Origin of the sequence: Chryseobacterium endalhagicum, from assembly GCF_016745235.1 — a bacterium.
GTDB lineage: Bacteria > Bacteroidota > Bacteroidia > Flavobacteriales > Weeksellaceae > Chryseobacterium > Chryseobacterium endalhagicum.
Map to the genome: position 1 here is coordinate 552741 of NZ_JAELVM010000002.1, position 15971 is coordinate 568711.

15 protein-coding genes are annotated in these 15971 nt (G+C 40.6%); 9 read left to right on the forward strand and 6 right to left on the reverse strand.

Annotation, left to right across the window (positions count from 1 at the left end; genetic code table 11):
* Window positions 1-51 precede the first annotated feature (51 nt).
* The 3 genes from JET18_RS12845 to JET18_RS12855 all read left to right on the forward strand — a co-directional run bounded on the left by JET18_RS12845 (window position 52) and on the right by JET18_RS12855 (window position 3314).
* Window positions 52-1629 (forward strand): hypothetical protein, encoded by a 1578-nt coding sequence (locus tag JET18_RS12845; protein ID WP_202091630.1) that lies wholly within the window; start codon window positions 52-54, stop codon window positions 1627-1629.
* A 209-nt stretch (window positions 1630-1838) separates the two neighbouring features.
* Window positions 1839-2414: a Crp/Fnr family transcriptional regulator gene (locus tag JET18_RS12850; protein WP_202091632.1), complete on the forward strand. Its 576-nt coding sequence runs from the start codon at window positions 1839-1841 to the stop codon at window positions 2412-2414.
* Window positions 2415-2492: 78 nt separating this feature from the next.
* Complete coding sequence (locus tag JET18_RS12855; RefSeq protein ID WP_202091634.1) at window positions 2493-3314, forward strand: hypothetical protein; 822 nt, start codon at window positions 2493-2495, stop codon at window positions 3312-3314.
* A 50-nt stretch (window positions 3315-3364) separates the two neighbouring features.
* Here JET18_RS12855 and JET18_RS12860 read toward each other — a convergent pair whose 3' ends face one another.
* Together JET18_RS12860 and JET18_RS12865 are read right to left on the reverse strand one after the other, a co-directional pair.
* On the reverse strand, window positions 3365-3838 hold the full coding sequence (locus tag JET18_RS12860) for a YdeI/OmpD-associated family protein (protein WP_202091636.1): 474 nt from the start codon (window positions 3836-3838) through the stop codon (window positions 3365-3367).
* 75 nt (window positions 3839-3913) lie between these two features.
* On the reverse strand, window positions 3914-6124 hold the full coding sequence (locus JET18_RS12865) for a S46 family peptidase (RefSeq protein ID WP_202091638.1): 2211 nt from the start codon (window positions 6122-6124) through the stop codon (window positions 3914-3916).
* Between the two features lie 86 nt (window positions 6125-6210).
* Here JET18_RS12865 and JET18_RS12870 point away from each other — a divergent pair, with 86 nt between their 5' ends.
* Complete coding sequence (locus tag JET18_RS12870) at window positions 6211-6645, forward strand: META domain-containing protein (RefSeq protein ID WP_202091640.1); 435 nt, start codon at window positions 6211-6213, stop codon at window positions 6643-6645.
* 159 nt (window positions 6646-6804) lie between these two features.
* On the opposite strand, the gene JET18_RS12875 is transcribed toward JET18_RS12870, so the two are convergent.
* The 4 genes from JET18_RS12875 to JET18_RS12890 all read right to left on the reverse strand — a co-directional run bounded on the left by JET18_RS12875 (window position 6805) and on the right by JET18_RS12890 (window position 11142).
* Window positions 6805-7230: a hypothetical protein gene (locus tag JET18_RS12875; RefSeq protein WP_202091642.1), complete on the reverse strand. Its 426-nt coding sequence runs from the start codon at window positions 7228-7230 to the stop codon at window positions 6805-6807.
* 6 nt (window positions 7231-7236) lie between these two features.
* Window positions 7237-9786, reverse strand: coding sequence for a beta strand repeat-containing protein (locus JET18_RS12880; RefSeq protein ID WP_202091645.1), 2550 nt, complete (start codon window positions 9784-9786; stop codon window positions 7237-7239).
* 4 nt (window positions 9787-9790) lie between these two features.
* Complete coding sequence (locus JET18_RS12885) at window positions 9791-10273, reverse strand: T9SS type A sorting domain-containing protein (RefSeq protein WP_202091647.1); 483 nt, start codon at window positions 10271-10273, stop codon at window positions 9791-9793.
* A 161-nt stretch (window positions 10274-10434) separates the two neighbouring features.
* Complete coding sequence (locus JET18_RS12890; RefSeq protein ID WP_202091649.1) at window positions 10435-11142, reverse strand: LytR/AlgR family response regulator transcription factor; 708 nt, start codon at window positions 11140-11142, stop codon at window positions 10435-10437.
* A 203-nt stretch (window positions 11143-11345) separates the two neighbouring features.
* On the opposite strand from JET18_RS12890, the gene hflX reads away from it, so the two are divergent.
* Genes hflX through JET18_RS12915 form a run of 5 tightly spaced genes read left to right on the forward strand, consistent with a single transcriptional unit; the run spans window position 11346 to window position 15899 of the window.
* Window positions 11346-12572: a GTPase HflX gene (gene hflX, locus JET18_RS12895; protein WP_202091650.1), complete on the forward strand. Its 1227-nt coding sequence runs from the start codon at window positions 11346-11348 to the stop codon at window positions 12570-12572.
* The gene (locus tag JET18_RS12900; protein ID WP_202091651.1) at window positions 12572-13201 is read left to right on the forward strand and encodes a DUF4919 domain-containing protein; all 630 of its coding nucleotides are present in this window, start codon (window positions 12572-12574) and stop codon (window positions 13199-13201) included. Before hflX ends, JET18_RS12900 begins: the two co-directional genes overlap by 1 nt.
* Window positions 13202-13221: 20 nt before the next feature.
* Complete coding sequence (locus tag JET18_RS12905; RefSeq protein ID WP_202091652.1) at window positions 13222-14508, forward strand: cation:proton antiporter; 1287 nt, start codon at window positions 13222-13224, stop codon at window positions 14506-14508.
* Window positions 14509-14538: 30 nt separating this feature from the next.
* Window positions 14539-15183 carry a DUF4919 domain-containing protein gene (locus tag JET18_RS12910; RefSeq protein ID WP_202091653.1) on the forward strand — a complete coding sequence of 215 codons (645 nt, stop codon included), beginning with the start codon at window positions 14539-14541 and terminating at the stop codon, window positions 15181-15183.
* Window positions 15180-15899 carry a DNA alkylation repair protein gene (locus tag JET18_RS12915; RefSeq protein WP_202091655.1) on the forward strand — a complete coding sequence of 240 codons (720 nt, stop codon included), beginning with the start codon at window positions 15180-15182 and terminating at the stop codon, window positions 15897-15899. The genes JET18_RS12910 and JET18_RS12915 overlap by 4 nt, the downstream gene beginning before the upstream one ends.
* Window positions 15900-15971: the final 72 nt, after the last annotated feature.

A 15971-nucleotide genomic window follows, 5' to 3' on the forward strand; every position in this document is an offset into this window, starting at 1 on the left:
GGAAACTGGCCATCAATACTTTTTATCCTATCTGAAATCAAAAATCAAAATATGAATACAACAGACGAAATTATTTTATTGACAGACGAATTTACCGGATTGGAATATTCGTGGAGAAAAACAGGTGTTGCAGATAGCACAGTAAATAATGTATTAACTAAGAATATTGGAACATATAAATATGAAAGAATATTCGAAGTGGCAGATGTAAGATGGTGGGGGATAAAAGGAGATGGTACTGATGAAAGTGCCACTTTGAATCAGGTGTTTTCAGATATTAAAGACAATAAGAAGGTAAATGAAGTTGCATTTTACGGACTGGAGAAAGTTTTAATAAATTCAACCATTAATATTCAGCGTGGCGATCTTATTATTGATGGTAAAAATTGCTTTATCTCAAGTACCCATGAGACGGATGTTCTTTTATTTAATATTGACAATACAAAAGATATTTATAAAGCTAATAACATTCACATTAAAAACTTCCTGACAAGTAATGTTCCGGAGGCTCAGACATTTCTTAAAGCAAAAGAAAGCCATTATTTAAGAGTTACAGATTGTCGATTTGACGGAATGAAACTTGGATTTGATTTGGAAGAATGCTACTTCACGAAATTAAACGCTATTTATTTTCATGGAACGCATCAGGCATTTAAGTTTTATAAAGCAACAAATGCTTTCAACGTTACAAACGTGAAAATACATGGCGGCGGAATTCCATCAGAAATTATTAATACAACTACCGGCGGAAATATTTCAGGATGTAGTTTTGAGGATGCTTCAGGACGTCTGCTAATAGACAGAAGTTTCGGGATTAATATTACCGGAAACTACTTCGAAGGGCATAATGAAAACAAAGTAGATACGTATATTAAACTCAGTTTAAGTGCAAGATATGAAAATGTAGCGGGGATTAATATTGCCGGAAATTTATTTTATACCGGAGCTATGCAGGCGATTAAATTAGATAATGTAGCCGGTATTTCCATCACCGGAAATTATATCGGAACATTGCATGCTCTTAATTTGAGTGGAAACGGTGATTCTACCCAAAGAAATATCAACTACAGTGGTAACGCATGGAGATATTCTCCTTCCCTTCAGGTGGGAATACCGGTAACACAGGCTTCCGAATACATAGGTGAGTATGATGGAGGAAGAGCAAATGCTTCCCCGGAATGGAATGTGCCGGTTATCTTTACCCCACAGGCTTTTCATGCCAGATTTTTTGAAGATGGAGATCATCAGCTTGCCGCGACTGCAATTGATGCTGTTACAACAGCCAATTATATGACGCATACCTGGCAGACTAATGGTCAAAAGACAGAAGCTTATCTGAATGGATCTGTAAATTTACTTCAGAAAAAATACTTTAATGCCAGCGAAGCTAATGCAATTCCAATTGAGCCTTTTGGTTTTGGAAGCACCTTAGGAACTTTAATGCTTCAAAACGATTCCGGGCAGTTTGCTATGTTTTTATGGCAGAGGAATATCAGCACGAATATTAATAAAGGATATTTTAAACAGGTTGTAAACGACCTGGGCGTTACAGTTGTTCATGATAATGGGCAAATTACCATTACGAATGGAGGTACACCACAATATCTTAAGGCAGAATTGAAAGTATAAATCATTGAAGGAGTTTGAACATTCAAGCTCCTTTTTTTACTTCAATAATCTACTTGATATCATTGAATTGAAAATATTTTAAGACTGCCCAAGGCAAAAGCTACGGGCAGTTTTATTTTAATACTTTGTAAGCGGTTTATTTATGAAAATGAAATTAATTGGCATGAAATTGATGAATACTTTTTAATTTTATACCACACCAATACTATATGGAAGAAGCCTATGAATATCTGAAAGCCAATTTCGAAATCACAGAAGCTGATTGGGAAATTATAGCCTCAAAAATGGTCGAAAAGAGGTTTAAGAAAAAAGATATTCTCCTTGCGCCGGGAGAACAGGAAAATGTACTTTCGTTTTTATCTAAAGGAATGCTGAGGTTTTTTATTCCTACAGGAGAAGACAAAGACAATGATATCACGTATGATTTTATGTTCGAAAAAAAGTTTTTTGCCGCAGATGAATCTTTTTTAACCAGAACTCCTTCGCTTTACGGGATAGAAGCCTTGTCGGATATCGTTCTTTACAGATTTACTTATGAAGATCTTCAGGATATTTATGCAAAAACGGGAACAGCAGACCGTATTGGAAGAATTGCCCATGAAAGGCTGTTTCTTGAAAGATCCCACAGATTATATACATTCCTGAGGTTCTCTGCAAAAGAAAGGTATGAAAATCTGGTAAAGGAAAACCCTGCATTGATTCAGGAGATTCCACAAAAATATATTGCTTCTTACCTGGGAATAACTCCACAGGCGCTGAGCAGAATCAGAAGACAAATTTATTAACATTTGTTCATTGCCTGCTTCTAAATGTCGGCCTATTTTTGTCCCGATTTTTTAAACAACAAAAATAAAAAGACACACATGACACTTTTAAAACACTTTGGATTTTATTTATTTTTTATCAGCACGACTACATTAGCACAAGTAGGGATCAGTACTCCCAATCCACAAGGAACCTTCCATGTAGATGGCAACAAAAACAATTCTCAGTCTGGAATTCCTTCTGCTGACCAGATGGCCGACGACTTCGTTGTAACCAAAACGGGAAATGTAGGAGTAGGAACACTGTCTCCATCTGTAAAACTGGACATATCCACATCTGGTACTCCTGCGTCTCCTGTTGCAGGCATTAAAATCACGGACGGTCAGCAGGGAAAGAGCAAGGTTCTTACTTCTGATGAGAATGGAGTAGGTTCATGGAAAAGGCAAAGCCTGGAACTTGTGGTAGGAACAATGGGAGCCGGATACAATCTTCATTTTGTATCTGACTTCTTCTATAGCCAAACAGGGTCCAGCATCACACTTCCACCGGGAAAATGGCTTGTTACGGTGAATCTTTTAGCCGTAAACAATCAAAATGCTGTTTTGGATGCGGATGATTATATCTGGTTCAGATCAACTTTTTCAGATTCGCAGCTTACGGCAAGCAAAAGCCCTGATATTATAGGTACGGCCGATAAGGTGAGCGGAATGTTACAGGGACCTGTTCCTGCCAATGCTTTAAAATATAATATTGCCAATGGACAGGTTGTTATCAATAATCAGTCTCAAACGGCTAAAACCTATTGGCTGATTGTTGGTACTGCAGAAGTAATCGGAAGCCCAAATCCTTCAGTTTATCTGGATCGTTTAGGCGGATCCACCTGGGGCGAAAATATTATTTCAGCGGTACCGATACAGTAAAAACACATTGATCAGAAAAAATTTATTGCCTAAGGGGATTTAGAGATTATCTAAATTCCCTTTTTTCCGTTCAGGATCATTTCTATCATCTTAATCTTTCTGTTCTCTCTGGTTTCAGATTTCTTGGCTTCCTCTATCCAGCGGATATATTCCTTTCTGTGGGTATAGCTCATGGCTTCAAAAAGTTTTTTCGCCTCGGGATTTTCATTAAAAACCAATGCAACATCTTCTGCAATTTCAACCGTTCTTTCTTCTTTGTCCTCAATAAGAGAAACAAAAACCTCATCACCGAAGTTTTTCCCAAGTTGTTTCCGCACCTCCTGTGTAAGGCCCAAAATATGACAGGCGGACTTCATTTTAGCAAGGCTTCCGCGGTATTCCACTTTTTGATCAAATGTAGCTTTAATTTTCACCTGGCCTTTTTTATTGAACAGCTCTTCTGTAGAAAACGGAAATTCTACAAAAGCCGCATTCATGTCACCGTTCTGCTTTATAATTCCGGTGAATTCTATTCCTTTGTTCATAGTAATGATTGAATACTCAAAAATAAAAAAACCGTGAATGCAAATTCACGGTTTTCAAAAATATATCAGAGAAGATTATTTTTTCTTTTTGGTTTTCTTAGGCAATTCAGTAGTCCCCGAATTTTTAGTCTTTGTATCAGCAGGAGTGTTTTCTCCTCTTACAAGCTTCAATTCGTCGATCAGTCTTCTTGCCCCTGCATATTTGTCAATAGTCCAAAGAACGAAACGTACATCTACGTTGATCGTTTTCTGCCACTCCTGCTCAAATACGATATCACCGCTTAATGCCTCGCTGTTTCCATCGAATGCAATACCGATAAGGTTTCCGTCCCCGTCAATTACAGGAGAACCGGAGTTACCACCCGTAATATCATTGTTCGAAAGGAAGTTTACAGGCATATATCCTGCAGCATCAGCATACTGACCGAAATCTTTAAGGTTATAAAGGTCGATCACTCTTTGTGGAAGATCAAATTCCTCATCACCTTTCTTGTATTTTCCTACAAGACCAGTCATATCAGTATAATAGTTATCCGTAACACCGAAGTAGTTTCTGTCTGTTCTCACAGGAAGTTTATCTACAGTTCCGTAAGTTAATCTCATCGTAGAGTTAGCATCCGGGTAGAATTTTTTCTCAGGCATAGCTTTCATTAATCCTGCAAGGAAAAGACGGTTGTTTTTGTTGAAGTTATCATCAACTTTAGCATATCTTTCCATGCTCATTTTTTGATCAGCAACAATTCCGTTGGCGATTTTCCAAAGTGCATCCGCATCCAGTTTTAATGGATCAGGATTCAGTAAGAAATTCGTAGCAGAAGTTTTGTTGGCGAAAATTGAAGAATAAGCTACGTTAGAAAGAGTTTTAGAATCTAATCCTAAAATAGTAGCAGATGCAACATCCTTATTGGTCACTCTTGATTGGTAAAGACCAGCCATAGAAGCCAGCATTTCCCCTTCCAGAGATGGATTGAAGTTTTCATAAGCCGCTTTGATCGCCGCTTCTGTTTTAGCTTTCATCGCCAATCTTCCCTGCATATCCTGAGCAGCATACGCTTTAAGAACAGATCCAACTTGTAGGGCAAGAGTTACATATTTTGCATTTCTTGAGAACTGTGAAGCATAGTTTCTTTCAACATTTCTCTCAGAAACCTGCTTGTAGTAAGCGCCAATGTCTTCTAAAATACCGTCGTATTCAGTATTTCCTGGCATTGCAGACCATTTTCTGTATGTATCTTCAATCTTCTGCTTGTCAGTGATTGTTCCGTTTTTCTCAACCGCATCAATAGTTCCCTGTCTGTTTTTCCAGTAGTTGGCTACAGAAGCATATTGAGACGCATAGTTAAGCTGAGTGGCTTTATCCTTGTCCATATACTTCTTCATAACATCCATAGCCAGTTTCGAAGCTTCTACCCAAGCCGGATAGTCTTTACCTACCATCTGCTGGATTCCGTACGATGTAAGGTAACGGTTCGTTCTTCCCGGGTATCCTAAGATCATAGAGAAATCTCCAGGCTTGATTCCTTTAAGGGAAACAGGAAGGAAGTGCTTAGGCTTCAATGGAACGTTTCCTGGAGCATATTCTGCAGGATTTCCTGCTGCATCTCCATATACTCTGAATACCGTGAAGTCAGCAGTATGTCTCGGCCATTCCCAGTTATCCGTATCACCACCGAATTTACCCAATGATGAAGGAGGTGCCCCTACCAATCTGATGTCTTTGTAATCCTGGTATACGAAATAGTAGAATTCATTTCCGTTGAAGAAATCTCTTACCACTACAGTATATTTTCCGTTTTCAGAGTTTTCAGTCTGGATGGCTTTTGTTTCAGCATCAATAACTGCTTTTCTCTCTGCTCCGGTCATATTGTTGTTTAGCTTGGAATTGATTCTCTGCGTAGCATCATCCATTCTTACTAAAAATCTTACATAAAGATCTTTTGCATTGAATTCATCCTTCTGCTTCATAGCCCAGAATCCGTTCTTCAGATAATCTTTTTCCGGAGTGGAAGCTGCAGCTACAGCACCGTAACCACAGTGGTGGTTTGTGAAAATAAGTCCTTTATCAGAAACAATTTCCCCGGTACAGAAGCCTCCGAAGCTTACAATAGCATCTTTTAAGCTTGAATTGTTTACCGAATAAATTTCTTCAGGTGTCAGATGCAGTCCTTCTTTTTGCATATCGACCCCGTTAAGTCTTTTGATGAGCATTAACAGCCACATCCCCTCATCCGCCCTCATCTGAGCAAAGCCCAATAAGAAAGTGAACAGTAGAAATAGTCTTTTCATTTTATAAAATAATTTTTGTGTCGCTAATTTACTAATTTTTACGATATTCTGTCCCGGAATGGTATGAAAATGGGTGGATAATTCACATGAAAAAAATACTTGTAGCATTTTTTGCAATTTTACTTTTAGGAACCATTGCCGGATGTTCATCTGTTCCGGAAAAAAATCCGGCGCTTCAAAGACAGTGGATGCTCGTAGCTTTCGGGAATTTCTCCAAAGAAGAACTGATTAAAAATAAGGCTGAGATCAACCTGACAGGGGTAATAGATAAAGGCAAAATTAAAGGGAGTGCCCACATGGGCTGCAATAATATGTTCTTTACTTCCGAGTTTAAAAAAGGCGGGAAAGTGCAGATTTCCGGAGTCGGAAGTACCTTGAAAGCTTGTCAGAATATGGAGCTGGAAACAGAATTCGGTCAAAAGTTTGATAAAATGACCAGTTATTCCATACAAGGGCATTTTCTCACATTGTCTGATGACAGCGGGAATTCTATGAAATTTGTTGCTGCTGACTGGGATTAAGAAGCTATTTTGAATTAAATCTATTACAAAGCGCTAAACCTTATAGGTTTTTAAAACCTATAAGGTTTGAAGGACTCAATAAGAACAATAAAAATATTATCCTAAAAAAGAAAAAAGTCCGCACTGAGCGGACTTTCTGCTTGAAATCTGGTTGCGTTATCAGTTTTTTGGGATTGTTTTCTTTATTTCCTGCAGGGTTGCCGTATTGGGCAGGCCTGTGACATTGCTATTTGTGTTCCTAGAATGCGATGCTGTACGGGATGCTGCCTGTCTGTTGGGAATAGACGCTTTTATTTCAGCTAAAGTAGCAGTATTGGGCAGCAGTTTCCCTGAGTTATTATTTGAATTGGATGCGGGGGCTTTGGTTTGCTGTTTTTTCACCTCAAGTCCCTGTTCTGAAGCCAGAGTGGTTACATTCTGCTTTTTGGGAGCGTTCTCCTGGGCTGTTTTTGCCAGTTGGGCTTCCTGTTCTCTGAGCTGCTTCACGACCTGGGCCTGATCTTCAGATTCCTGGGCTTTCCTGTTTTCCTGGGCATAAATAGATACACTCAGTACTAAAAATGCGATGGTATATAGTGATTTCATGATAGTTTATTTAATGTTGACCAATACTTTAATTTTACCGGTGGAATTCTGATCATAATCCTGAAGAGCCTTTCCGATCACCTGTCCGATTTTTACTTTTCTAGGATTTGCTCTCATGGCAGTTCCCGGTTTCGATGAGGTAACCAGAAGATCCCCTCTTTTAATCTTTCCGCCTTCCAGACAAACTTTTGTAGGAATGACACCAATGACACCCATCGGAACCTTTCCTGATAGATCAGCATCAATATTTTCTTCCGTTAAAAGAACGCCGGGTTTTGTAGCGTAAACTCCTGCTACAAGGGTAGAATAAGGCTTGGATGATTTCTCTACCGTACGGTCGGAATCTGTGGAGATGATTAAAATATCACCAGGCTCATATTCCGAAGAATTTCCTTCCACATCAAATACTTCCGCTACGTCGGCACCACTGTTTTGAGTTCCGCCATTGAAGAAACCTCTTCCCGCTTTATTGATACGGGCTACATTGACTGAGGCACTCTGATAGACCGAAATATTTCCTGATGGGCCCTGATGGTTGACAAGCAGGGTAGATCCGGTACCAGTCGTCGTTACATGAACCACCGGCTGCCCGTTGGCATTATTGAAGTTGGCGAATCTTCCCGCTTTACCTGTACCGAAATTCGGGATAAAGCCTGAAATGGCATTTCCGTTTCCATCACATGATGCTTCCACACCATCACCGGTACCACCGGCATTGGCTGTGATACCATTTCCGTTTCCGTCTGTAAGCGCAAGTAAAGCCGGACCGTTACCACTGGCATTGGAAGAATAAAACAGACCTGCATATCCTCCTGTTCCTGATGACAGCCCATAAATACCCGCAGTACCGAAGTTGGCAAACATGGAATTCACTTCCCCTTTTACTGCCGGAGAAGTACCTGTAGTACGGTTGACCATAAAGTTACCTGCAGTACCATTCCCGACAGTTTTCACAGAAATTACATCGTTCTCATTATCTTCATTAAAAATTTCGAATCTTCCTGCACGTCCTTCGGAAAAGGTTGGAACCCACGCATAAATGGCATTTCCCGCACCATCCACATTGGTTTCAACACCGTTTCCGTCTTTTCCTGCATTGGCAGTGATGGCATTTCCGTTTCCATCAGTTAAAGCAATTAATGAAGCTCCGTTTCCGGCAGGGTTTGATGCGTAAAATAAACCTGCCCGTCCTCCTGTTCCGGACGAAATTCCAAAAATACCTGCAGCTCCGAAGTTTCCGAATATGGTATTCACTTCACCTCTTACTGCAGCGCCGACACTGTTTGTATTATCCACTAAGAAAGAAGCAGCGTTACCCTGGGTATTATCCGGAATATTTCCGTTACCGTTGGTTTCTACCTCAAATACATTGTTGATTTCATTGGTTGCATTAAAGTTTTCAAAACGTCCTGCACGGCCTTTACTGTTGTTTAATCCTACCTGTCCTAAAACCCCGACACCTGTTCCGGTTGCATTCGTAGCAACAAAGCCTCTCACCCCATAACCTCCGCCATCATTTCTTCCTACTACCGCTCCGGCTATATCACTGGTTGTTCTTCCTACTACTGCTTCACCGGCTCCGTTATTGTCTCCTATAATACCTGCAGAAGTCTGCGCAGAGGTGATACCATGAACCGCAAAACCGCTGCCTGTCGAGCTGATAACCCCGGCCCCGTTTCCGGAAGAGGAAACATTAATGACCGTTCCGTTTCCAACCGTATTGGCATTAAGTACACTATTATTGTTGGCATTATTGAAAATGGACATACTTGCTGCAACCCCATTGTTACTGGTTGCGGTAAGACCTGTTCCTGTATTACTGTTGGCATATACCCCGGTTCCATTTGCTGATGAATTTCCGTACACTCCGAGACCGTTGGGAGTAACCCCGTAAACGCCCCATCCGCTTCCGTTCTGGCTTCCCCAGACACCGACCCCTAATCCTCCGGTTCCGTTATTGATCCCGCGGACACCGCTGGAAAATCCTCCGGGTGATACGCTGTTGACAATTCCTCTTACCGAAGCGATGCTGGAGGTGGTGGTATTGTTGACTCCTTCCACAGAAGTTCCGTCACCATCATTGATCAGTGAGAACAGCGTAGAGGCATTATTGACGGTATTGGTGTAGGGAATGGTGAAGTTTCCTCCCGTTCCTCCCGCAGATTTGGCATACATGGCGTAAGGAACACTGAGTAGCTGGCTTGTTCCTGCTATCGTGTAATTGGTACCGCCCGCAGGGTCAGTTTCAGTTTTTAAATAATAGCTTCCAACCGGCCAGTCTATGGCAGCAAAAGTTCCTGACAGTACAGTTCCTGTTCCTATTTCCATGCTGATAAGCCCGTTGGCATTTGTATTTCCGGTCAGTCTTTCAGAATAGACCAGTGTTCCGGCAGGAGAGCCCTGGAGAACACTTACTTTTACAGCAATGGCCTGATTGGTTAGCAGCTGTCCGGAGCCGTTTCTCATGACGGCCTGGTAGCTCATTTTTTCCGGAGCCTGCGCATGACCCATAAATAGGCCCAGCATGATCCCCAGGGAGAGTAATATTTTTTTCATGGCGTTATTTTTTTATGACTTTAAATGTTTTTAGGTTTTCCCCGTTCTGGTTGAGCCTGATAATATAGACTGCTGAAGGAAGAGAGGACAGATCAAGCTCAGATTTTGACTGTGAGATCACGTCTTTTTTTATCATTTTCCCTTGAGCGTCAAACAATTGGTATTCCGATCCTTTATAGGGAGCTGAGGTAAAATCTATGTACAGATAATCTCTGGTAGGATTCGGATAAAGTAAAATACCTTCCTGTGCTGTTACGGTTTCATTCGTAGAAAGTGTGGTGATTTCGTAGGCTTGTTGTACGCCTTCCAACACCTGAGAATTGGGTCCTTTGTACTGGTAGGCCGTTTGACCTACGCTGTAAGAAACCGAGCCGTTGCCTCCCAATGCATTTGTTCCTGTGGCCAGAACTGCCGACTGAGCGTTCAGCAGACTGACGGAAAAGGTAAACAGAATGAGAAAGAAGCAGTGAATAGATGTTCTTTTCATGAAAAATAGTTTTGTGGTTATTAATTGGTTATACAAGTTTTCAAGTGAAAATTTGTGAACACTAAATTACCACATATCGACACCGGATAGGAGGAAAATAGACTAACGGTAAAAAAAATCGACCAACGGCATTTTATCGGAAAAATGTTGGTACTCAGGGATTAAGGGTCAAGGAAAGAGAGGCTTTCTTTGTACGTCCGGCCAATAGGAAGCCTGATCTGGTGAATCAGCTCTATCTCATGGCTGCTTTTGCTGCGGATGAAATGGCGGGGTACGGCATAGCTGCGGTGTATTCTGATGAAAGAGTCGAAGAAGCTTTTATGAAGCAGGTTTCCAATGGAATCCAGAATACAGTGTTTTTTCTCGTGGGTAACGAGTCTTGTATAATCTTTTAAAGCTTCCAGATAAAGAATATCTGTAAGTCTGACTTGTGAAGTATTGCCGTTTTCTTTGATTTTAATACAGTTTTCGCCGAGGAGAGCATCAAAGCAGTCGCATTTTTCCTTCATTTCGAAGAAATTGAAAACTTTCTCGATCGAGTGGTGGAACCGTGCTGCGTTAAGAGGTTTGGTGACAAAATCAAGGGCGTCAATGACAAAAGCTTCCGCCGCCAGATCCGGGTGGCTGCTTACAAAGATGCACGCCGGAATTTTGCAGGCCAGCTTCCGGAATTCCAGCCCGCTCATGCCTGGGAGTTTGGCTTCGCAGATGAGAAGATCTATCGGGAATTCAAGGTAAGGGACAGCCTTTTCCGCCGAATTGAAAGACGCAATAATTTCAATATTATCATACTGTCTGATGTGATGCTGAAGAACAAGCCTGTCCAGCTCATCATCATCAATGATCATACATTTAATACGGGAATTCATGATTTCGGTGTTAGTTTTTACAGGATTTACAATTTTTATTGTTTATTTTTTATAAATCTGCTTCATAAAGTTATTAATTTTTTGCAAAATAAAAGTTATGTCAACTTAAATTAACATTAAAAAATACTGAAGATTGAAAAATGGTTTTGTTTTTTTTCTGAAAATTGGTATCTTGTGAAAATCACAAACATAGACAGAAATTAATGCTAGATAAGAAAGAACATAGTTACGAAAAAGCAGTTTTAGTGGGTGTTATTACACAACATCAGGATGAGGATAAGCTTACGGAATATATGGATGAACTGGAATTTTTGGCCTTCACTGCTGGTGCAACGGTTCAAAAGAGGTTTACTCAGAAACTCACCCAGCCGGATTCCAAAACCTTTATCGGAAGTGGAAAAGCACAGGAAATAAAAGAATATGTAAAGGAAAACGAGATCGGAACCGTCATTTTTGATGATGAGCTGTCTCCTTCCCAGCTGAAGAATCTTGAAAGAGAGATGGAAGTGAAAATCCTGGACAGGACGAACCTTATCCTTGATATTTTTGCCCAGAGAGCACAGACTTCCTATGCGAGAACTCAGGTGGAACTGGCCCAATATCAATATCTTTTACCACGTCTGACAAGGATGTGGACCCACCTTGAGCGCCAGAAAGGGGGAATCGGGATGAGAGGTCCCGGAGAAACGGAAATTGAAACTGACCGCCGTATCATCCGCGACAGGATTTCCCTGTTAAAAGATAAACTGAAAACCATCGACAGACAGATGGCTACCCAAAGAAATAACCGTGGAAAAGTAGTGCGTGCCGCTTTGGTAGGATATACCAACGTTGGAAAATCTACCCTGATGAACGCGCTTTCCAAATCTGAGGTTTTTGCGGAAAACAAATTATTTGCTACCCTAGATACGACTGTGAGAAAAGTAGTGATCGGAAATTTACCGTTTCTGCTTACGGATACGGTTGGTTTTATCAGAAAACTTCCTACACAGCTTGTAGAATCTTTTAAATCTACACTGGATGAAGTGCGTGAGGCAGATCTGCTTATTCACGTTGCCGATATTTCCCATGAAAGCTTTGAAGATCAGGTAGAATCCGTGAATCAGACTTTAATGGAGATCAATGCCCATCAGAAACCGATGATCATGATCTTTAATAAAATTGATGATTTCAGCTACGATAAAAAAGACGAAGATGATCTGACGCCGTCTACCAAAAAGAATATTTCTCTGGAAGAATGGAAGAAGACATGGATGGGGAAATCTAAATATCCTACCGTTTTTATTTCGGCTTTAACGAAGGAAAACTTCCCGGAAATGAAGAAAATGATTTACGATGAGGTGATGAAAATCCATATCTCCAGATTCCCGTATAATGATTTCCTTTTCGAATATTTCGATAACGACGAAGAAGAAGAAAACAACGATTAATGAAGTGTCATTTCGTTCTGTTCATGGTTTTATTTTCGGTTTTTGGGTTCAGCCAGAAATCAAAAGTCGATTTGAAAAGCATTGAAAAAAGTCTTACAGATCCTAATTCTCCATACAAATATGAGAAGCTGATCTTTAAGTACAAAGGATACCCGAAATCCCTTGACAGTATTGAAGCACAGTATCTTTACTACGGAAGAAATTTCAGAGATGATAAGGTTTCTACGGCGGATGACAGCTTTAAAAACCTGGCGGAAGCATTTAAACAGGAAAATTTTGAGGAATGCATCAAACAGGGCAAGGTTCTTTACGGAAAAGATCCTACGAATCTGGATGTTCTTCTTGTGCTGCTCAGAGCATACGACTCCCAGAAAGACGGAAGCAATTTTATGCATCACCTGAGCCAGTTTCGAACGCTTACTGAAGGGATGAAAAATTCGGGGGACGGAACTTCTGAGAAAACCGCTTATCTGGTGAATTCTGTAGGAGACGAGTATATTCTGCTGAATATCCTCAATATCGGGAAAGATTATGTGAGAGGATCCCAACCCACCAAAGACGGAATGTTTGATATCTGGGAAAAAGACGGGCGTAAGCTGTACATTAAAATACTTTATTTAGACTTATAAATTAATTAAAAAAACACTTAGTGGAGTTATATTATTCATTTTCAGCCTTAATAGTATTGGCATCAATTTTTGCGTATCTCAATTACAGATTTCTTAAACTTCCGAGTACCATCGGGATCATGGTGATTGCCATTGTGGTTTCCATTTTTCTGGTGATGTTTGGGGAAACAGTGCTGCCAAGAACTTTCGGACACCTGAACAAATTAATGAACAGTATAGACTTTACGGAGGTGTTGATGGGAGCCATGCTTAATTTCCTGCTCTTTGCAGGAGGAATCCATATTAACATCAATGACCTGAAGGAACAGTTCCGGCCGGTCCTTATTTTTTCCACGGCAGGAGTCGTGATTTCTACGTTTGTGGTAGGATTCGGGATGTTTTATCTGCTGCCGTTTTTAGGAATCAAGCTGCCGTTTATCTACTGTCTGGTTTTCGGAGCGCTTATTTCGCCTACAGATCCTGTAGCGGTTTTGAGTATCCTGAAACAGGCCAATGTTTCCAAATCACTTGAGACAAAAGTGGCCGGAGAGTCTCTTTTCAATGACGGTATGGCGGTAGTGGTATTTACAGTGGTTTTACAGCTGGCTGTCGGTAAGGAAGTGGATCTTGGGGTTGAAAGTATCGGCCTCCTCCTGATGAAAGAAGCAGGCGGAGGAATTCTGCTTGGGGTATTACTGGGATGGATCACCTCAAGGCTGATGCGTGAAGTGGATGATTATATTATCTCCGTTCTGGTAACGCTTTCTGTGGTAATGGGCGGATATCTTATCGCCAGACAGATGCATATTTCAGGACCGTTGACGATGGTTGCCGCAGGTTTATTCATGGGTAATTTCAATGTCAGGTTTAAAATGAAATCCGTTACTCAGGATTATCTGATTAAATTCTGGGAGCTGATTGACGAAATTCTCAATGCCGTATTATTCCTGTTCATCGGGTTTGAGCTATTGATGATTAAAGATTTAAAACATTTTATGGTTCCCGGTCTTCTGGCCATTGCCGTTGTTTTAATTGCGCGTCTGGTTTCAATCTGGGTACCTACCAGATTTATGTCCATGAGAACAAGATTCAGTCCGCAGACGGTAAAAGTTCTGGTCTGGGGAGGAATCCGCGGGGGTGTTTCCATTGCTTTGGCGATGTCCATTCCTAAAAGTGAATACAGTGAAATTATCCTGAGCATCACTTACTGCGTAGTCGTTTTCTCGATAATTGTTCAGGGACTTACCATTGCTAAAGTTGCCAATCCGAAAGCCATTGCAAAAGAAGAGGAAGCGCAGGAGGGTATTGTGGCAGATGAGCATGCTTAATTATAAATAAAAAACACAACACAAGTTAATATGAATAAGTTATTTCAGATTATTTTTATTCTGAGCTTTGGGTCATATTTTTCTCAGATCAATGTTGAGGAAATTAAAAAGAATGTCACAGAGAACCCTCAGGAATACAATACTTATTTAGAGACCTTCAAAAAGGATCCGGAAAGCCTTACCCAGCAGCAGATGAATTTGCTTTATTACGGGAGCCGTTTTATGAGCTCCGGTAATGAAATGTCAGATTATAATGATGATTACAAAGAAATCTGGAGAATTGCAGAAAAGAAACCTTCAAAAAGTAAAGCTCAGAAAATTCTGGCCAAAGCTGAGGCTGCCTATTCAAAAGACCCGTTGAATAAATTTATATTGAGCCATATGGCACATATTTACGATGCTTTAGATGATAAGACCAGAAATGAGCTGGCTGTGACCCAGTATAATGCTATAATTAATACCATTAACAGAAGCGGGGACGGGAATTCAGAGGATTCACCTATCTGTGTGATCTGGCCTGGGGATGTTACTTCCCAGATTGATAATTTGAGAGGCTATGGAACTGCTGCAGATTTTAAACAGAATATGAAGTTTTTGCCGGATGGAAGTATGCTTACTGTTTATTCTATGGGAGCTAAAAAAATATTTGTGAAACTTGTAGGAGGATTCAGATGAAAGGAATAATCAAAGAAATACAAGAAGCATTAGCCGTGTTGTCTATCCCGGAAAAAGCGGCATTTTTTCCTAAATTCTTTAAAACGGGGAAAGGAGAATATGGCGAAGGAGACTTGTTTTTAGGCGTAAAAGTTCCGGATCAGCGATTGGTGGCTAAAGAATATTATTCAAAAATAAGCCTTCAGGACCTGAGCACTCTGCTGTCTTCAAAATATCATGAGCACAGGCTTACCGCACTTTTCATGCTGATTTCCAGGTTTGAAAAAACGAAGGATAAAGCAGTGAAAGAAGAGATCATCCAGTTTTATCTGGACCATCTTCCGTATGTGAATAACTGGGATCTTGTGGATTCGAGCTGTTACAAAATTCTTGGCAGATATGCTTTTGAAAACGGTAAAGAAGAGCTGTTGAGAAACCTTTCGGATTCTGAAGAAATGTGGCATAAGAGAATTGCCGTAGTTGGGACCATGCATTATGTGAAAAAGGGTTCGTTTGAGCTTACTAAAGAATTTGTCACCAAAAACCTCTTCCATACTCATGACCTGATGCACAAGGCCAATGGCTGGCTGCTGCGGGAAATGGGTGAGAAAAATGAAGCAGAGCTGATCTCTTTTCTGAATAAACATTACCACGAAATGCCGCGAACCAGCCTGAGATACGCCATTGAAAAACTGGACGAAGAAGTAAGGCAGGATTATCTGAAAGGCAGGATTTAAAAAAATAGCTGTTTTCAGTGAAATAACGGACTTCATAAAGTATTTTCAACCGGAATTAAGTAGTTTTGTGTT